Genomic DNA, 18,448 nt, shown 5'->3' on the forward strand with positions numbered 1-18,448 from the left:
GAATGGCTTATATGCACTCTTTTTAGGCTGTACTCCAAAAGCCGGGCTTGATTCCCGGCAATTCCCCGCCAACACGCACTAAAATGCGCGGTCTATCTGGCCCGAATTCCATGTCCAGCGCGCCCAAGTCCAATATACCTACGCCGTTTCACGATCATGCCCGCACCCGCCGCCGCGGCGTGTACTGGGTCACGCCTGCCATGGTGCTGATTCTGTACATCTGTGTGATGGGGGTGTTCTTCTGGCTGCAACGCATTCATGACGATAGCGTCATGTTTGTCACGATCGACCAGGAAATGCGCCAGCAACGCCTGATATGGGTGGTGCTGGCTTTGTCCTGCGTGATTGTCATCAGCTTACTGATGCTGTGGCGCTACACGCGCTTTCGCTCTACCGCCGAAGCCGCACTGATCGCCGAGACCGGTTTTCGCCGCGCCATGGAAAATTCCATGTCCACCGGCATGCGCGTACTGGATATGGAAGGCCGCATTGCCTATGTAAACCCGGCGTTCTGCCGAATGATCGGCTGGAACGAGGCCGACCTGATCGGCCGCAGCCCGCCCTTCCCGTATTGGGTGCCCGGCCGTCATGAACAGCACCAGCACACGCTGGACGTGCTGATGTCGGGCAAGACCCCCAGCAGCGGCCTGGAAGTCGAAGCGCAGCGGCGCGACGGCTCGCGCTTTACGGCGCGGATGTATGTGTCACCCCTGCTGGACCCGAACGGCAACCAGATCGGCTGGATGACCTCCATGACCGACATCACCGAACCCAAGCGCATCCGCGAGGCGCTGACCGCCGCGCACGAACGCTTCATGACGGTGCTGGAAGGCCTGGACGACGCCATCTCGGTGACGGCGGACACGCACGATGGCCTGGAACTGCTGTTTGCCAACCGTACCTACCGCCGCGTGTTCGGCGCCCAGACGGGCGGCCATGACGAGCTGCTGGCCGGCCGCCGTGGCCGCTTCACCGACGAATCGGTGGAAGTGTTTGCGCCGTCCGTGCAGCGCTGGTTTGAAGTGCACCACCGCATGCTGGCCTGGACCGACGGCCGCCGCGTGCGTATGCAAGTTGCGCGCGACATCACCGAGCGCCGTGGCCACGAAGAGGCATCTCGCGTGCAGCAGGAAAAAATCCAGCTGACCAGCCGCCTGACCACCATGGGCGAAATGGCCTCGTCGCTGGCGCACGAACTGAACCAGCCGCTGACCGCCATCGCCAACTACAGCATGGGCGCGGTTGCGCTGGTCAAGGCTGGCCACACCAGCCCCAACATGCTGCTGCCCGCGCTGGAAAAAGCCGCCGCGCAGGCTGAACGCGCCGGCAAGATCATCAGCCGCATTCGGGAATTCGTGAAGCGCAGCGAACCGCGCCGCCAGCGCGTGGCGATCGGCCGCATTGTCGACAATGCCATCGGCTTTGCCGAAATCGATGCCCGCAAGCGCCGCATCCGCATCGACAGCTTTGTGCCGTCGAACGCGCCGGACGTTCTGGCCGACCCCATCCTGATCGAACAAGTGCTGCTCAACCTGTTGAAGAACGGGCTGGAAGCCATGGAAAACAGCGAGTCCGACGAGCTCAAGGTCGCGGTCATCCTGCACGAACAGCAAATTGAAGTGGCGGTTGTGGACCGCGGCCATGGTCTGGCCGAGCCCGAACGCCTGTTTGAACCGTTCTTCAGCACCAAGACCCAGGGCCTGGGCATGGGACTGAATATCTGCCGTACCATTATTGAATCGCACCACGGCCGTCTGTGGGCGGACCCAAACCCCGCCGGCGGTACTATCTTCCGCTTTACCCTGCCCTGCGCTGCGCCCCAGTCGCAGGCCCAGAATGATCAGTCCGAGGAGTTGCACGCATGAACACGCCCCACCTGTCGAGCACGGTATTTATTGTTGACGACGACGAAGCGGTCCGCGATTCGCTGCGCTGGCTATTGGAAGCCAACGGCTACCGCGTTCGCGCCTATGCCAGTGGCGAATCCTTCCTGGAAGATTACGACGCCAGCCAGATTGGCGTCCTGATCGCCGACGTGCGCATGCCCGGCATGAGCGGCCTGGAACTGCAAGAACAACTGATCGTCCGCAATGCTCCGCTGCCCATCGTGTTCATCACGGGCCACGGCGACGTGCCCATGGCCGTGTCGACCATGAAAAAAGGCGCGATCGACTTCCTGGAAAAGCCCTTCAACGAGTCCGATTTGCGCGAAATCGTTGCGCGCATGCTTGAGCAGGCGACGCAACGCGTCAGCAAGCACCAGGCCCAGAAGGATCACGAAGCCATGCTGGCGCGCCTGACCGCGCGCGAGCAGCAGGTGCTGGAGCGCATTGTCGCCGGCCGCTTGAACAAGCAGATTGCCGACGATCTGGGCATCAGCATCAAGACCGTCGAGGCGCACCGCGCCAACATTATGGAAAAACTTGAAGTGACTACCGTTGCTGATTTGATGAAAGTGGCTTTGGCCAAACCCGAGGCACACGCATGACCGCAAGAGTGATCGATGGCGCAGCACTGTCGCTGCGCATTCGCGAAGAAGTCGCCCAGCGCGTAGCCGCTCTGGCTGCAAAGGGAACCCGCCCCGGCCTGGCCGTTGTGCTGGTGGGCGCGGACCCCGCGTCTCAGGTGTATGTGCGCAATAAGGTCGCTGCCTGCGAAAAGGCCGGCCTGCATTCCGTTAAAGAGCAATATCCGGCTGAGATGACCGAGGCCGAACTGCTGGCCCGCATCGCCGTGCTGAACCAGGACCCGTCCATCCACGGCATTCTGGTGCAACTGCCGTTGCCCAAGCACATGGATTCCCACAAGGTCATCGAAGCCATTGCGGCCGAGAAAGACGTGGACGGTTTCCACATCAGCAACGCCGGTCTGCTCATGACTGGCCAGCCGCTGTTCCGCCCTTGCACGCCCTATGGCGTGATGAAGATGCTGGAATCGGAAGGCGTAACCTTGCGCGGCGCTGAAGCGGTCATCGTCGGCGCCAGCAACATCGTGGGCAAGCCGATGGCCATGCTGCTGTTGCAGGCCGGCGCCACCATCACGATCTGCAACTCCAAGACGCGCGACCTGGCGGCCCAGACCCGCCGTGCCGACGTGCTGGTGGTTGCCACGGGCAAACCCGGCATGATCGACGGTTCGATGATCAAGCCCGGCGCCGTCGTCATTGACGTGGGCATCAACCGCGGCGAAGACGGCAAGCTGTGCGGCGACGTGGACTTTGCGTCCGCCAGCCAAGTTGCCAGCGCCATCACGCCCGTCCCCGGCGGCGTAGGCCCCATGACCATTGCCATGCTGCTGGTCAACACGGTGGAAGCCGCGGAACGCGCCGCAGGCTGATTGAAGACGCGCCCACCGCCTGCGGGCGGCACGGGCGCATTTTCTGCACCATGCGCAGGTAGCGGCGCTGTCATGCCCTGATGCCCCTTGCATTTGGCCGTATCGCCCCTACCTGATTCCTATCTCTTTCGCCGGTAACATCATGACCCAGAACCCTCTGCTCGCTCCCGTCTCCGACCTGGTCGACTACGCGGCCGTCAAGCCCGGGCATATTGTCCCGGCCGTCGAAGAACTTCTTGGCATCGCGCGCAAGGCCGTGGACCATGCCGCTGACACCGCGCTGGCGCCCACCTGGGAAGCCGTGGTGGAACCGCTGGATACCGCTTCCGAACGCCTGTGGCGCGCCTGGTCTGTTGCCGGCCACTTGAACGCCGTGGTCAACACGCCGGAACTGCGTGAAGCGTATAACGCCGCCCTGCCGCTGATTACCGAATTCTCGACCTGGGTTGGCCTGCACGAAGGTCTGTACAAGCAATATCAACGCCTGGCCGCCGCCCCTGATTTTGCATCGTGGACGCCGGTGCGCCGCCGCATTGTCGAGATGGCCCTGCGTGACTTCCGCTTGAGCGGCGTCGAACTGCAAGGCGCCGACCGCGAACGCTATGCCGTCATCTCCGACCGCGAGGCGCAAGCGTCGCAGAAGTTCTCGGAAAACGTGCTGGACTCCATTGACGCCTGGTCGCTGGTGGTGGAAGACGAAACCCGCCTGGCAGGCATTCCGGCTGATGTTCTGGCCGCAGCGCGCGCTGCCGCCGAAGAAGACGGCAAGCCGGGCTGGAAGCTCACGCTCAAGATGCCGTGCTATCTGCCCGTGATGCAGTACGCGCAAGACCGTTCGCTGCGTGAAGCCCTGTACCGCGGCTACGGCACCGTTGCCTCTGAACAAGGCGACGCCAAGTTCGACAATTCCCCGCTGATCGAAGAAATGCTTGCGCTGCGGGCCGAAGAATCCGGCCTGCTGGGCCTGGGCACCTATGCCGCCCTGCGCCTGCAAACCCGTATGGCCCGCGACGCGAAAGAAGTCACCGTCTTTCTGCGCGATCTGGCCGCCCGCGCCAAGCCCTATGCCCAACGTGACCTGGCTGAACTGACCGCGTACGCCACCGGCGAACTCGGCCTGGACAGCCTGCAACCCTGGGACGTGGCCTACGCATCGGAACGCCTGCGCGAATCGCGCTACGCGTACTCCGAAGACGAAGTGAAGCAATACTTCACCGAACCGCGCGTGCTGGCCGGCCTGTACGACGTCATTGAAAATCTGTTCGACGTCCGGCTGTCGGAAACGCCTGTGTCGACCTGGCATAGCGATGCCCGCGGCGTCCGCGTGGAAAGCCCGAACGGTGATCTGATTGGCTACCTGTACCTGGATCTGTACGCCCGCGCCGGCAAACAAAGCGGCGCCTGGGTAGACAGCGAACGCGCCCGCCGCGTGGTGGCTGGCCGCGTGCAAACGCCGGTTGTCTACCTGACCTGCAATTTCTCGCGCCCGAACGGCGACCGCGCCGCCGTGCTTACGCACGACGACGTGATCACGCTGTTCCATGAAACCGGCCACGCGCTCCACGCCCTGCTGTCCGAAGTGGACGAGCCGGGCGCCGCGGCATTCGCCAGCGTGGAATGGGATGCCATCGAACTGCCGTCGCAGTTCATGGAGAATTTCTGCTGGGAATGGGCCGTCGTGCAAAAGCTGTCTGCACACGTGGAAACCGGCGAACCCCTGCCCCGCGCGCTGTATGACCGCATGATTGCGGCCCGCAATTACCAAAGCGGCATGCAAACCGTGCGCCAGATCGAATTCTCGCTGTTCGACATGCTGATGCACGATCGGACCAAGGGCGCCTCCATCACCGAGGTACTGGCGCTGTTGCAAGAGGTGCGCCAGGAAGTCGCCGTGCTGTTCCCGCCGGCTTGGCATCGTTTGCCGCATGCCTTCTCGCATCTGTTTGCGGGCGGCTACGGTGCGGGTTATTACAGCTACAAGTGGGCTGAAGTGTTGTCTGCCGACGCCTATGAAGCCTTCGAGGAAGCGGCGGCCAAGCAACCCGGCAATGCGCTGGGCACGCTGGACCCGGAAACGGGCGCGCGCTTTCGCCGCGAAGTCCTGGCCGTGGGCGGCTCGCGTCCGGCGGCGGAGTCGTTTGCCGCCTTCCGGGGCCGCGCTCCGCGTATCGACGCCTTGCTGCGCCACAGCGGCATGAGCGGCAACTGAACACACTTGCCCCGGCATAGACGGCCCGCCTCGCAGCGGGCCGTTTTCCTTTGCGCGCCCTCCCCGCGCCAATGCCCCCGCTTTCCCGAACAGAAGGCGTTTTGCAACGCCAAATGTTTGCGCCAGAACAAACAGCCTGCACGCCCGACCCTGCCTGGCTCTTGGGCAACGTCAGGCGCCCGAGGCCAGCAGGTAGAATCAACGGGTTTGTCCCCGGGTTTCCTTTCTATCCACCCCTTTCGGCCCTTCTGGACTTATGCGACACCTGATTACTGGCCGCGCCTGGCGCGGTCTGCTGCTGGCCCTGTGCGTATTCCTTGCCGCGTGCGGCGACCGGAACGTCGACTGGACCCTGTACAACGTGAAGGGGCACCTGCCCGACCTGAAGTTCTCCTTGCCCGGCGCGGGCGGCAAGACGGTCAGCAGCGAAGACCTCAAGGGCAAGACCGTGTTGCTGTTCTTCGGCTATGCCAGTTGCCCCGACATCTGCCCCACGACGATGGCGCAGTTGACGGCCGTGCTGCAAAACCTGGGCGACAAAGCCAAAAACGTGCGCATTCTGTTCGTCAGTGTGGACCCGCACCGCGATACGCCCGATATCCTGCAAGCCTACGTGAACGCGTTCAATAACAGCGCAATCGGCGTGACGGGCGATGAAAAGCAGATTGCCGATCTGGCCCGCCGCTATCGCGTGGCCTATCAGATCGAAAAACCTCGGCCGGGCGACGACGCCGATATGTACGAAGTCACCCACAGCCGCGGCGTGTACATTTTCGACAAAGACGGGCGTGCGCGGTTGCTGGCGTCCGACACCGACAGCATCGAAGCGCTGACCAAAGACGTACGCCAGTTGATTGACATTACGTCCTGACCCGGGCTGCCGCTACGACAATGCGCCGCAGCATGTTGCGGCGCTGCGCCACATACCAGTTGTTACAGCGAGGCCGATCCGGGCGTGAGTATTATCGGAGCACATTGCCCCTTTTACCCAAGTAAGGAGTACGCGCATGCTGAGCATCATCGTCATGATCATCGTCGGTTTCATCGTGGGCCTGATCGCCCGCGCCATCATGCCGGGAGACCAGAACATGGGGATCATCATGACCACCATTCTGGGCATCATCGGTGCGGTGGTCGCTGGCTTCCTGGGCCAGAAAATGGGCTGGTATGCGGAGGGCGAACCGGCGGGCTGGATTGCGTCGGTCGTGGGCGCCATCATCGTGCTGTTCGTGGTGGGTCTGGTCACCAAGAAACGCGCCTGACGTTTTTCTGAACAAGCAATAAAAAACGGGCCGATCGAAAGATCGGCCCGTTTTGCGTTGATGGCGAGCGGAATTTCCCGCCGATCACCTATCTGCGATCACGTTCCAGAACCCGAACCAGCAGGAACAGCCTGGGCCGCTGTCGTGGTGCGCTCTGCCCAGCCGCCGCCCAGCACCTTGTACAGATTCACGAGGTTGGACAGGCGGGCCAGGCGTGTATCGACCAAGGTCTGTTGCGCGCTGTACAGCGAACGCTGCGAGTCCAGCACGCTCAGGTAGTCGTCGATGCCTTGACGGAAACGCTGGTCGGACACGTCATAGGCGCGCTGATTGGCGGCCACCAGCAAGCGCTGCGCCTCAATCTGCTCGTCCAAGGTGCCGCGGCCTGCCAGCGCGTCGGCCACTTCGCGAAAGCCCGCCTGAATCGATTTCTCGTATTGAGCGACCTGGATGTTCTTCTGCACCTTGGCCAAGTCCAGACCCGCAAGCAGCGAACCGCCCGCAAAGATCGGCACCGTGATCTGCGGCACGAAGCTCCACGCACCCGAACCGCCTTCAAACAAACCACCCAGGCTGGCGCTTGCCGTGCCGGCCTGGCCTGTCAGGCTGATGGTCGGAAAGAATGCCGCGCGCGCCGCGCCGATGTTGGCGTTGGCGCCCTTTAACTGATGCTCGGCCGCCCGGATATCCGGGCGCCGGGCCAGCAAGTCCGAAGGCAGGCCAGCGGGCAGCGTGGTGGGCAACATGCTGTCGTCCAGACGGACCGCATTGTCCAACGCTGCGCTTATTTCGGGCGACAGCGGCTGACCCACCAGCAATACCAGCGCGTTGCGGTCCTGCGCAGCCTGACGCGTGTACTGCGACAGGTTGCGCTGGGCGGTGCGCAGCGACACTTCGGCCTGGCTCAAATCCAGCGCAGTGGACAGGCCCTGGTCGTAGCTTTGCTTCGTGAGCTTGAACGAATCGTCCTGGCTCTTGAACGTGTCGCGCGTCAGGCTCAAGAGCTCCTGATCAGCACGCAGGGTCAAATAGGCGTTGGCCACTTCGGCAATCAGCGTCAGCTGCGTTGCCGTGCGCGTTTCGTCCAGCGCCAGATAGGACTCCAGCGCCTTATCGCTCAAGCTGCGGATGCGGCCAAACAAATCCAATTCCCAGGCGGACATGGCTGCGCCCACCTGGTAGCTGTGACTGGTTGTCGCCTGCCCGCTGGCTGACAGATCCGCCGGCGAGCGCTGGGCCGTTTCCTTGCCAGCAATACCAACGCTGGGCATCAGGTCAGCGCGCTGGATGCGGTACTGCGCGCGCGCTGCTTCGACGTTCAATGCCGCCACGCGCAAGTCGCGGTTGTTCGCCAACGACTGCTCGATCAGCTGTTGCAGCAGCGGGTCGCCAAAGAAATCACGCCAGCCGATGTCGGCGGTGGACATACCCAAGGGCGCTTGCGCTCCATCGGTCTTGTAGGCGTCGCCCGTGGGGTAAGCGGCGCTGACCGGCGCGTCCGGCCGTTCGTAAGTCGGGGCCAGCGAGCAGCCCGCCAGGGCTGCCGCCAGGGAAACAGACAGCAAGGTTCTCATCTGAAGTTTCATTACGGTTGTCCTTCCGCAGACACGTCCTGCGGACCCTTCGCGCTAGTGTCGTGCTTGTCGACGTTTTCGCTCATGCGTTTCACCTTGAACACACGCAGCATGATCACGAAGAAGGCCGGGACAAAGAAGATCGCCAGGAAAGTGCCCGTCAACATGCCGCCGATCACGCCAGTACCGATGGCGTTCTGGCTGCCCGAACCGGCGCCCGACGAGATCGCCAGCGGCGTCACGCCCAGAATGAACGCCAGGGACGTCATCAGAATGGGGCGCAGACGCTGGCGTGCCGCGTGGATGGCCGACTCCGTCAGGCTCGCGCCCGACTCGTAATGCTCTTTGGCGAACTCCACGATCAGGATGGCGTTTTTGGCCGCCAGCCCGATAGTTGTCAGCAAGCCCACCTGGAAATACACGTCATTGGACAAGCCGCGCATCAACGTCGCCAGCAAGGCCCCGATAATGCCCAGAGGCACCACCAGCATGACGGCGGACGGAATCGTCCAGCTTTCATACAGCGCCGCCAAGCACAGGAACACCACAATCAGCGAAATGGCATAGAGCGCGGGTGCCTGGGCGCCGGACAGACGCTCTTCGAACGACAGGCCGGTCCATTCAAAGCCTACGCCGACTGGCAGTTTGGCCGCCAGATTTTCCATTTCTTTCATTGCCGCGCCCGAGCTATAGCCCGGTGCTGCCTGGCCCTGAATGTTGTAGGACGGCACACCGTTGTAGCGGTTCAGCTTTTGCGGACCAAAGCTCCAGGTTGCCTTGGAGAATGCCGAGAATGGCACCATATCGCCCGCGCTGTTGCGCACATACCATTTGTTCAAGTCTTCCGGCAGCATGCGTGAAGACGCTTCGCCTTGCGCAAACACCTTCTTGACGCGGCCGCGGTCAATGAAGTCGTTCACGTACGACGAACCCCAAGCCGTTGCCAAGGTGCTGTTGATGTCCGAAATCGCAACACCCAGCGCGCGGGCCTTCTCGCGGTCGATATCCAGCTGGTACTGCGGCGCGTCTTCAATGCCGTTCGGACGCACACCCACCAGGACCGGACTCTTGCCCGCTTCACCCAGCAACTGGTTGCGCGCGGCAAGCAGCTTTTCGTGGCCCACGCCAGCGCGGTCCATCAGCTGGAAGTCGAAACCGGTGACGTTGCCCAGTTCCATCACGGACGGCGGCGGCACCACGAACAACTGAGCACGGCGCTCGGTCTTGGCAAAGTGAGCGTTCGCGCGCCCGGCCACGGCGCCAGCCTTCAGGCGGGTGTCGCCGCGTTCTTCCCAATCGCGCAGCTTGATGAACAGGATGGACGCGTTCTGGCCACGGCCGCCGAAGTTGAAACCGTTGACCGCAAACACCGAGGTCACGGCATCTTTTTCTTCGGTCAGCAGATACTTGGTGGCGTCGTCGATGACCGCCTTGGTGCTTTCGGCGGTGGCGCCGGCCGGCGTCTGAATCTGAGCGAACAGAATGCCCTGGTCCTCGTTCGGCAAGAACGCTGTCGGGATGCGGGTGAACATCCAAGCCATGGCGATGACCAGCGCCAGATAGACCACCATCAGGCGCTTGGTGCGGTTCAGGCCGCGCGCCACGCTATTGGCGTAACCATTGCTGCTGCGTTCAAACATGCGGTTGAACCAGCCGAAAAAGCCCGTCTTCGAGCCGTGATGGCCCTTCGGAATAGGCTTGAGCAAGGTTGCGCACAAGGCCGGCGTAAACACGATGGCCACGATCACCGACAGCACCATGGAGGACACGATGGTGATCGAGAACTGGCGATAGATCACACCCGTGGAACCGCCGAAGAACGCCATGGGGATAAACACGGCGGCCAGCACCATGGCGATGCCGATCAGCGCGCCGGTGATCTGGCTCATGGACTTGCGGGTCGCTTGCTTGGGCGTCAGGCCCTCTTCAGACATGACCCGCTCGACGTTTTCAACCACCACGATCGCATCGTCCACCAGCAGGCCAATTGCCAGCACCATGCCGAACATGGTCAAGGTGTTGATGGAATAACCAAACGCGGCCAACACGCCAAAGGTGCCCAGCAGCACTACCGGCACGGCAAGCGTGGGGATGATGGTGGCGCGGAAGTTCTGCAGGAACAGATACATCACCAGGAAGACCAGGATGATGGCTTCGACCAGCGTCTTGAACACTTCGTGAATCGACAGGCTGACGAACGGCGTCGTGTCATACGGATAGACGACGTCCATGCCCGGCGGGAAATACGGCTTCAGGTTGTTGATGGTGTCGCGCACCGCCTGTGCCGTGTCCAGGGCATTGGCGCCCGGCGCCAGCTTGACCGCAAGACCAGACGCGGGCTTGCCGTTGTAGAAGCTGTCGATGGCGTAGGTCTGACCGCCGAGTTCAATGGTGGAGACATCGCCCAGACGCACTTGCGAGCCGTCAGGATTCACTTTGAGCAGAATGCGGCCGAAGTCTTCGGCTTTTTCCAGGCGCGACGGTCCGATGATGGTGGCGTTCAATTGCTGGCCACGCACAGACGGCAAGCCGCCCAGCTGACCCGACGACACCTGCACGTTCTGCTCTTTGATCGCCGCGACCACGTCGACCGTGGTCAAGCCGTAGTTGACGAGCTTGGCTGGGTTGAGCCAGATGCGCATCGCGTACTGCGAGCCGAACAACTGGAAGTCGCCCACGCCCTGCGTCCGGCTGATCGGGTCCTGAACGTATGACGCAACGTAGTCGGCCAAGTCGTCCTTGGTCATCGTGCCGTCGGTGGACACAAAACCCGCCACGATCAGGAAGTTCTTGGTCGCTTTGGTAACGCGTATGCCCTGTTGCTGCACTTCCTGCGGCAACAAGGGCTGCGCCAGCGCAAGCTTGTTCTGCACCTGGACCTGCGCGGTGTCAGGGTTGGTGCCTTGCGTGAAGGTCAGCGTGATGGACATGCTGCCGTCGGAATTGCTTTCCGACGAGATGTACTGCAAACCGTCCAGACCGTTCATCTGCTGCTCGATCACCTGCACCACGGTGTCCTGCACGGTCTGCGCGGAAGCGCCCGGGTAGGTCACCGCGATGCCGATGGCGGGCGGCGCGATGTTGGGGTATTGGGAGACCGGCAGCTTCAGGATGGACAGCGCACCGGCCATCATCAGCACGATCGCGATCACCCAGGCGAAAACCGGCCTATCGATAAAAAACTTTGCCATTCATGGCTCCCTGATTACTGCTTGGCCGGGGCGGCATTGGCCGCTGCGGCCCCCGCCTGCGGCTGCTGCGCGTTGGCGCCGGCTTCGGTGGCAACCACCTCAGCGCCCGGACGCACCATTTGCAAACCTTCCACGATGACCTTGTCGCCTGCGGCCAGACCGTCGGTGACCAGCCACTTGTCGCCAATGGCGCGGTCGGTCTTCAGTTCGCGCAATTCCACCTGGTTCTTCGCATTCACGACCAGCGCCGTCGGCACGCCGCGCTGGTTGCGCGTCACGCCGCGTTGCGGCACAAGCAGGCCATCGGCGGCGACGCCATCGGCCAGACGAGCGCGCACGAACATGCCGGGCAACAGGCGGCGGTCCGGATTGGGGAACACCGCGCGCAACGTGATCGAACCCGTGCCCGGATCAACCGTGACTTCCGAGAACTGGAGCTTGCCGCTTTGCTTGTATTGCGAACCGTCTTCCAGCGTCAGCGTGACCAGCGCGGCTTGTTCGCCGTCGGCCTTCTTCAACTGACCGCTGGCCAGCGCATCTTGCAAACGCAGCAGTTGGACGCTGGACTGTGTAACGTCCACATAGATCGGATCGATTTGCTGCACTGCGGCTAAAGCCGAGGTCTGGTTGGCCGTAACCAGCGCGCCTTCCGTCACTGCCGACCGGCCGATGATGCCGTCGATCGGCGACAGCACCTTGGTGTAGACCAGATTGATGCGAGCCGTATCCATGGCTGCCTTGGCCGACATCACATCGGCGGCAGCCTGGTCGCGCGATGCCACGGCGTTGTCATAGGTCTGTTGGCTGACAGCGCGCGTGGACACCAGCGGCTTGTATCGCTCGGCCAGCAAGGCGGCCGTCTTCTGTTGCGCCTGAGCGCGGGCCAGGGCTGCCTTCTGGCTGTCCAAGCTGGCCTGATAGAGCGCGGGATCAATCTGATAGAGCTGTTCGCCCGCCTTGACCTCACCGCCTTCGGTGAACAGGCGCTTCTGGACGATGCCATTGACCTGGGGACGCACCTCGGCCACGCGGAAGGCCGACGTACGGCCCGGCAATTCGGTGGTCAGGGAAACGGGCTGCGTAGTCAGGGTTACAACCGTGACTTGAGGCTTGCCCGCCTGGGGCGCGTCTTGCTTCTTGCCGCAAGCGGCCAAGGTGAGAGCCGATGCCGTCAGCGTGACGACTGCCGCGCTGCGCCACATAGCGCTTTTCTTATTCATAAGTAGCATTCCCGATTTCCAACAAAAAAAAGAAGCCCGCCCTGTGCCCTGCTAGTGCAAGGTAGGTGTGCATCGACTGGGTGGATTCGCGTTGAACACGCAGGCTGGGCTTTGTCGCATTGCTGCATTGCAGAACTCGCATTTTGAGTTATGCCGCCCAGGAAACAAAGAGGCACATTGAGAAAACATCATTCCATTTATGGGACAATCCTCTCACGCCCAATGTGACAAAATCTCGCCATGAAACGCTTACAAGGCATGGAACTCTTCGTAGAGGTCGCCAAAACGCATAGTTTTAGCCGCGCGGCGGCGACACTAGGCGTCCCGAAATCCACCTTGTCTCGCCAGGTGGCCGAATTGGAGCGATCTGTGGGGTTGCGCCTGTTGAGCCGCACCACCCGCAAAGTGGAACTGACCGATGCCGGCCGGCTGTACTTTGAACGCTGCCAGCGCATCGTGGCCGAAGCGCAGATTGCCCATGAAGAGCTGCAAAAGCTGGTCGACACGCCTGCCGGGCCGCTACGGGTGAATATGCCCGCGGATTTCGGCACCGACTTTCTGGCTGAGTCATTCATGGAGTTCTCCCGCCGCTATCCCGACGTCACCTTTTTCCTGGATCTGGCCAACCCGGACCATGCTTCGCGCGTGTTCCAGACCTGCGACATTTCCATCGAGATCGGCGACCTGCCCGATTCGACACAGATTGCGAGACTGCTGGGCATGCTGCCAGCCCATCTATACGCCTCGCACGAATACTTGGAGAAACACGGCGAACCCCGGCACCCCAGCGACTTGACCCGCCATGAGTGCATTGAGTTCCGCGCCGAAGGCGCAGGCCGCGTAACACGCTGGCCCCTCAGCAACGGTGACCAGCACATTGAGTTCACCCCGGGTAACCGGTTTTCAGTCAATGGAGTCGCCATGGCGCGCCGCCTGGCCATGCTGGGCGCAGGCATCGCAGTGCTGGTGGGAGGTCAGACGGCCGAGCAACAATCCCGCCAGTTAAAGCGCGTGCTGCCAGACTGGCAGTTGGGGCCATTTCCGGTCTACGCGGTCACCGAAACGCGGCTCCTGCCCGCCAAGACCCGGATCTTCATCGAATTTCTGATGGAGCGCCTGGGCAGCAACGGGCAGGCGAAGGATACTCCCGCTTTTATGAAATAAAGCGGGGATAGAAACAGATTGAAAAATCTGAAGGCGGCCGACATCAGTTGTCGGCCTGTACGATCAATTGGCGATCAAGCGATCGCCATCAAAAGGCTTCGTCGTCGCGCAGATAGCGCCACTGCCCCAGCGGCAGATCGCCCAGCGATACGCGGCCGATCCGTACGCGCTTCAAGCCCACCACCTTTAACCCGACCAGTTCGCACATGCGGCGAATCTGACGCTTCTTGCCTTCGCGCAGCACAAAACGCAGCTGATCGTGATTCTGCCAGCGCACGATTGCGGGCTTGAGCTTCTTGCCGTCCAGCGACAGGCCATGATTCAACAGCGCCAACCCCTGGTCGGACAGGTCGCCCTGTACGCGCACCAGGTATTCCTTGTCGACGCTTGAGTCTTCACCGATCAGGTGCTTGGCTATGCGGCCGTCCTGCGTCAGCACCAGCAAGCCTTGGGAATCAATATCCAGGCGGCCGGCCACGGCCAGCCCTTCCAGATGCCCGCGGTCAAAGCGTTGAGGATGGCGATCGCCAGCAAAGCGCGAGCGCGCGTCGATCAGCGCCACGGCAGGCGTATAGCCTTTTTCGGCCTGGCCGGACACATAACCCACGGGCTTATTGATCAGAATGGTGACACGCGAAGTCTGGCGCGCCTGCGCGGCGCGCTCAAGCGTGATGACCTGGTCGGGAAAGGCCCGGGCGCCCAATTCGGACACCACAACCCCGTCCACGCGGACCCAGCCGCGTTCGATATAGCTGTCGGCCTCGCGGCGCGAACAGAGTCCGCGCTCGGACATGAGCTTGGAGATTCGTACTTTTTCCATGGGCGGTATTGTATGCGGATGCCGGGCTGCCCCTGCGGCACTGCGCCGCATAGGGGCTGTCAGCCGGGCTTGGCATAATACGCAGCCATGATGAAACCCGCAGCACATCACCCTCCCCTTGCCATGGGCTGGCTGGCGCAAGCCCCGGCCATCCTGCCCGCCGCCCAACGCCACTGGCTGTTCCGGCCGGGCGCGCTGACCGCTGGCCTGCGCCAGCTTGGCCACGTCCGCCTGCGCGTGCTGGCCGAATACGCCGATGGCGCGCCGTTGGACGAAGCCCAGGCCATGGGCATTGCGCCCGGATCGCCCGTCTGGATACGTGAAGTGCTGATGTCGGTGAACGGCGTGGACAGCGTGCCGGCGCGTAGCCTGACGCCGTTGCGCGCCTCGCATGGCGCCTGGCAGGGCATGCGCCGCCTCTTGACGCGGCCGCTGGCCGACATGCTGTATCACGACAGCACCGTCATCCGCTCGCCATTCGCGTGCCGCCGCCTGGCATCACCGGTGCCGTTTCACGCATCGGCGCACGGTGTCTTGCCGGCAGAACGCAGGGATCAGGACGGCAGCCGGATCTGGGCGCGCCGCTCGGTTTTCTGGCGCCAGGGCCAGCCGCTATTGGTAGCTGAGTGTTTTCTGCCCGGATTCTGGGACTTGATCAACGGCCAGCCCGTGCCGCCGCTGGTGCCGCATCAACGCACGGCGCGCTAAGCGCAGGGCTGCGGTCAGCACCCCATTTGCTTGCGGAACGTCACCAGGTAGCTCGCCTTTTCGTCGCTAGACAGTTTCTTTGTTGCTGCCTCGAACATCGGCCCGCCTGTGGCGCAGGCCGTTTGCATGGCCCGTTCCTGCTGGATGCCCTCGTAGTGGTGATAGCACCGCATCAGCACCATGGCCAGCAGGCCAACCGCGAGCACGACGCCCCACGGATTTGGGCGCAATCTGGGCGCAGGCATTACCGCTTGCGGGGCACGCGGAAGGTAAATTGCTTCAGCCGCCACCGTGGCAGTTGCCGCCGCGGTGGTTGCGGCCGTGGTGGTTGCGGCCGCAGCAGGCTCTGCACCCACAGGCGAGCCATACTTCACGAAAAATTCGGCGACACGCTCGACGCCGTAAGTACGCTCAGCCCGCGACCACCAATCCCCAGGCAGCAAGATGAAGTTCAGGCAATCTCCAATGCCATCCTGCGCCGGCAATCTGAAGGCATATCCTGGCGCCAGCATCTACACCTCATCCATCCAAACCTATACTCCCCCACCTAGCCCCATCCTATAACCCCTTACCCAATACACTACCAATACTTCAACCTTCAATTCCCCAATTTCACCTCCTAAATCACCCTCCCACCCCCTTCCTCCACACCCCCCTTCCTCCCCCTCAACCTAATCTCCCACCACCACTCCATACTCCTATCAAACAACAACAATATACTACTTCACTCTAACACATACTCTAATCTAAAACCATAATCCATTCACCTACTCCCTTTCATCTTCATCAACGCTCCGTCCATCATTATCACTCAATAATTAACATCTTACAACCCACACACTCTCATAAAAAACCCTATTCTCATAGACCAACAATATAACTCTTCATTCCTCAATCACTTATTCCTCCCCAACCCCTCCTTCCTCAACCACACAAATCCTAAACCCATACCTCTACAACTCAATTCACCCCCTCACAAACCACTTAACTAAACTTACTAATCCTCACTTTCCTTCATCCCTACCACCTTAATCAACCCCCCAAATAAATTTATTATAAACCCCCCCCCCCCCACCCAACCCCCACTTTTTATTAAAAAATAAATCCACCCACCCCCAACAATTTGCGCTTTGCTGCGCAGGCAAACGACTGGAACTGGCGAGCTACGCCATCAGCCATTCGATCCGGTTACGGCCCAGTTGCTTGGCGTTATAAAGCGCCTGGTCGCTGCGGCCCAACGCCAGTTCTGCATCCGCGTCCAGCGTGTGCATCGTAGCGATGCCTATGCTGACGGTCAGCGGAATACGCCGCCCCGCCGCAGAAAATGGCGCATCCGCAATGCGCCGCTGAACGCCGCGGGCAAACTGATGGGCGTCTTCAATGCCGGCATCCGGCAGCACGATGGCGAACTCTTCGCCCCCGATGCGCCCTACCAGATCGATCTCGCGCAATTGCGCGCGCAGCGTGTTCGCAAAATGCTGAAGCACGCCGTCGCCTATCGCGTGGCCCCAGGTGTCGTTGATGGATTTGAAGTGGTCAAGATCGCACATCAGCACCGCCGAATGGCGATTGCCTTCGCGCTTTAAGCGGGCCAGTTCGGCCGCGATGCGCGACATGAAATGGCGGCGGTTGGGCAGCATCGTCAAGGCGTCGGTGACGGCCAGTTCCAGCAGTTCGAAATCAGCGCGCTTGCGGTCGGTAATGTCAGTGACAAAGCCATGCCAGACCACTGAGCCGTCGGCGGCGCGGCGCGGGCTGGCGTCGCCACGGCGCCAGCGCAGGCCTTGCAGGGGCAGGCAGACGCGAAACTCCAGCTGCCAGGGTGATTGTTCCAGGGTGGCAACGCGCAATGACTCGCGATAGGCCGTCAAATCGTCGGCGTGAACCCGGTGTTCAATCGCCAGGGTGCTGGCTTGCACATCGTTCGCGGTCAGTTCGAACATGTCCCAGATGCCCGCGCTGACGTAGGAAAAGCGCGCTCCGCCCTCGGGAAGCGCAATGCACTGGAAAACCAGGCCGGGCACGGCGTCAGTCAGGTTCACGACCAGATCGGCCGTCTGTTGCACGCGTTGCGCCATGGCGCGCAGGGCGCTGATGTCGGTGGTAGTGCCCATCATGCGCAAGGCACGGCCGGATTCATCGCGGCTGACGACCTTGCCCCGGCTGCAAATCCATTTGTAGCTGCCGTCCTTGCAGCGGATGCGGTGCTCGACCTCGTAACTCTCGGTCTTGCCGTCAAAATGGGCCTGCATTGATTCGCGCACATAAGCGGCGTCATCAGGATGCAAACGCGAATAGGCTTCTTCGATGCGAGTGGACAGTTCGTCTTCGCTATAACCCAGCAGCGCCTTCCAGCCGGGCGAGTAGCGGATTTCGCCTGTCACCACGTTGCGGTCCCAGACGCCTGTGCCGCTGCCGGCAATTGCCAGGGACAATTTGCGCGCTTCGTCACGCCAACCGTCTTCGCCTGCCCGGTCCAAGGCCATCGCCTGGCGCTTTTCGATGGCCGTGGCGGCCAGGGCGGCGAAATCATGGAGCGCCCGCCTGTCGCCATCATCAAAGCCCCGCTCTTGACTGTGCAGAAGACGAAAAGCGCCTAATTGCCGGCCGTCGCGGGCGCGCAACGGACACTCGGCCACAAAGGGAAATGCGGTGACGGCTGTGTCTATAGCCAGGTCGCCCGCTTGAGCCTGCCACACGCCATCGGCATCAATGCAAGCGACCCGCACGATATCCACGCCGAAATAACGTCTTGCCAGACGCGCCAGCCTATCTAAGGGGCCGTCCTGATCCAGCAGGCAGTCAGAAGAAATATCCGGACTATCCGTTGGCGCAGGAGCAGAGGGAACATCACCTGAAGCGGGCATTTCCAGACCTGATCAATACGCAATTCATAAGTCCAACCAAGCGCACATGCTACCCGCTTCGGATGACATTTTGTCACTTTCGCACGCAAAATAGCAG

The 18,448-nt window shown here is 61.8% G+C and carries 14 protein-coding genes; 8 read left to right on the forward strand and 6 right to left on the reverse strand.

What is annotated here, in order from left to right:
• Positions 1–110 precede the first annotated feature (110 nt).
• From RAS12_RS09815 to RAS12_RS09840, 6 genes are all read left to right on the forward strand, one after another.
• The gene (locus RAS12_RS09815) at positions 111–1,865 is read left to right on the forward strand and encodes a PAS domain-containing sensor histidine kinase (protein WP_306947787.1); all 1,755 of its coding nucleotides are present in this window, start codon (positions 111–113) and stop codon (positions 1,863–1,865) included.
• Complete coding sequence (locus RAS12_RS09820; protein WP_306947789.1) at positions 1,862–2,488, forward strand: response regulator transcription factor; 627 nt, start codon at positions 1,862–1,864, stop codon at positions 2,486–2,488. Before RAS12_RS09815 ends, RAS12_RS09820 begins: the two co-directional genes overlap by 4 nt.
• On the forward strand, positions 2,485–3,336 hold the full coding sequence (folD, locus tag RAS12_RS09825) for a bifunctional methylenetetrahydrofolate dehydrogenase/methenyltetrahydrofolate cyclohydrolase FolD (protein WP_306947791.1): 852 nt from the start codon (positions 2,485–2,487) through the stop codon (positions 3,334–3,336). The genes RAS12_RS09820 and folD overlap by 4 nt, the downstream gene beginning before the upstream one ends.
• A gap of 142 nt (positions 3,337–3,478) precedes the next feature.
• Positions 3,479–5,545, forward strand: coding sequence for a M3 family metallopeptidase (locus tag RAS12_RS09830; protein ID WP_306947793.1), 2,067 nt, complete (start codon positions 3,479–3,481; stop codon positions 5,543–5,545).
• Between the two features lie 256 nt (positions 5,546–5,801).
• Positions 5,802–6,416 (forward strand): SCO family protein, encoded by a 615-nt coding sequence (locus RAS12_RS09835; RefSeq protein ID WP_306947795.1) that lies wholly within the window; start codon positions 5,802–5,804, stop codon positions 6,414–6,416.
• Positions 6,417–6,555: 139 nt separating this feature from the next.
• Positions 6,556–6,807, forward strand: coding sequence for a GlsB/YeaQ/YmgE family stress response membrane protein (locus tag RAS12_RS09840; RefSeq protein ID WP_306951385.1), 252 nt, complete (start codon positions 6,556–6,558; stop codon positions 6,805–6,807).
• A gap of 98 nt (positions 6,808–6,905) precedes the next feature.
• Here the strand turns inward: RAS12_RS09840 and adeC are convergent, their stop codons facing one another.
• The 3 genes from adeC to RAS12_RS09855 are packed head-to-tail and all read right to left on the reverse strand — an operon-like array spanning position 6,906 to position 12,792.
• The gene (gene adeC, locus RAS12_RS09845; protein ID WP_306947797.1) at positions 6,906–8,393 is read right to left on the reverse strand and encodes an AdeC/AdeK/OprM family multidrug efflux complex outer membrane factor; all 1,488 of its coding nucleotides are present in this window, start codon (positions 8,391–8,393) and stop codon (positions 6,906–6,908) included.
• Entirely contained in the window at positions 8,393–11,572 is a 3,180-nt protein-coding gene (locus tag RAS12_RS09850; protein ID WP_306947799.1) for an efflux RND transporter permease subunit, read from the reverse strand. Before RAS12_RS09850 ends, adeC begins: the two co-directional genes overlap by 1 nt.
• Before the next feature lie 14 nt (positions 11,573–11,586).
• Positions 11,587–12,792, reverse strand: a complete 1,206-nt coding sequence (locus RAS12_RS09855; RefSeq protein ID WP_371321266.1) for an efflux RND transporter periplasmic adaptor subunit — start codon at positions 12,790–12,792, stop codon at positions 11,587–11,589.
• A gap of 258 nt (positions 12,793–13,050) precedes the next feature.
• Between RAS12_RS09855 and RAS12_RS09860 the strand changes: the two genes are divergently transcribed.
• On the forward strand, positions 13,051–13,956 hold the full coding sequence (locus tag RAS12_RS09860) for a LysR family transcriptional regulator (protein WP_306951388.1): 906 nt from the start codon (positions 13,051–13,053) through the stop codon (positions 13,954–13,956).
• An 88-nt stretch (positions 13,957–14,044) separates the two neighbouring features.
• Here the strand turns inward: RAS12_RS09860 and RAS12_RS09865 are convergent, their stop codons facing one another.
• Positions 14,045–14,776 (reverse strand): pseudouridine synthase, encoded by a 732-nt coding sequence (locus RAS12_RS09865; RefSeq protein WP_306947801.1) that lies wholly within the window; start codon positions 14,774–14,776, stop codon positions 14,045–14,047.
• Positions 14,777–14,863: 87 nt separating this feature from the next.
• Here RAS12_RS09865 and RAS12_RS09870 point away from each other — a divergent pair, with 87 nt between their 5' ends.
• The gene (locus RAS12_RS09870) at positions 14,864–15,484 is read left to right on the forward strand and encodes a chorismate--pyruvate lyase family protein (protein ID WP_306947802.1); all 621 of its coding nucleotides are present in this window, start codon (positions 14,864–14,866) and stop codon (positions 15,482–15,484) included.
• Positions 15,485–15,498: 14 nt separating this feature from the next.
• Here the strand turns inward: RAS12_RS09870 and RAS12_RS09875 are convergent, their stop codons facing one another.
• Together RAS12_RS09875 and RAS12_RS09880 are read right to left on the reverse strand one after the other, a co-directional pair.
• A complete protein-coding gene (locus RAS12_RS09875) occupies positions 15,499–15,996 on the reverse strand; it encodes a hypothetical protein (protein WP_306947804.1) in 498 nt (165 codons plus the stop codon).
• A gap of 651 nt (positions 15,997–16,647) precedes the next feature.
• Positions 16,648–18,351, reverse strand: coding sequence for a sensor domain-containing diguanylate cyclase (locus tag RAS12_RS09880; protein ID WP_306947807.1), 1,704 nt, complete (start codon positions 18,349–18,351; stop codon positions 16,648–16,650).
• Positions 18,352–18,448: the final 97 nt, after the last annotated feature.

It is taken from the genome of Achromobacter seleniivolatilans, assembly GCF_030864005.1.
In the GTDB taxonomy this organism is placed as follows: Bacteria; Pseudomonadota; Gammaproteobacteria; order Burkholderiales; family Burkholderiaceae_B; genus Achromobacter; species Achromobacter seleniivolatilans.

Excerpts from the sequence above, each read along its gene's own strand:
- RAS12_RS09830 (WP_306947793.1), top strand. The coding sequence starts at position 3,479 with ATGACCCAGAACCCTCTGCTCGCTCCCGTCTCCGACCTGGTCGACTAC.
- RAS12_RS09865 (WP_306947801.1), bottom strand. The coding sequence starts at position 14,776 with ATGGAAAAAGTACGAATCTCCAAGCTCATGTCCGAGCGCGGACTCTGT.
- RAS12_RS09880 (WP_306947807.1), bottom strand. The coding sequence starts at position 18,351 with ATGCCCGCTTCAGGTGATGTTCCCTCTGCTCCTGCGCCAACGGATAGT.
- RAS12_RS09820 (WP_306947789.1), top strand. The coding sequence starts at position 1,862 with ATGAACACGCCCCACCTGTCGAGCACGGTATTTATTGTTGACGACGAC.
- RAS12_RS09850 (WP_306947799.1), bottom strand. The coding sequence starts at position 11,572 with ATGGCAAAGTTTTTTATCGATAGGCCGGTTTTCGCCTGGGTGATCGCG.
- RAS12_RS09860 (WP_306951388.1), top strand. The coding sequence starts at position 13,051 with ATGGAACTCTTCGTAGAGGTCGCCAAAACGCATAGTTTTAGCCGCGCG.
- RAS12_RS09815 (WP_306947787.1), top strand. The coding sequence starts at position 111 with ATGTCCAGCGCGCCCAAGTCCAATATACCTACGCCGTTTCACGATCAT.
- RAS12_RS09875 (WP_306947804.1), bottom strand. The coding sequence starts at position 15,996 with ATGCTGGCGCCAGGATATGCCTTCAGATTGCCGGCGCAGGATGGCATT.
- folD (WP_306947791.1), top strand. The coding sequence starts at position 2,485 with ATGACCGCAAGAGTGATCGATGGCGCAGCACTGTCGCTGCGCATTCGC.
- RAS12_RS09870 (WP_306947802.1), top strand. The coding sequence starts at position 14,864 with ATGATGAAACCCGCAGCACATCACCCTCCCCTTGCCATGGGCTGGCTG.
- adeC (WP_306947797.1), bottom strand. The coding sequence starts at position 8,393 with ATGAAACTTCAGATGAGAACCTTGCTGTCTGTTTCCCTGGCGGCAGCC.
- RAS12_RS09855 (WP_371321266.1), bottom strand. The coding sequence starts at position 12,792 with ATGAATAAGAAAAGCGCTATGTGGCGCAGCGCGGCAGTCGTCACGCTG.
- RAS12_RS09835 (WP_306947795.1), top strand. The coding sequence starts at position 5,802 with ATGCGACACCTGATTACTGGCCGCGCCTGGCGCGGTCTGCTGCTGGCC.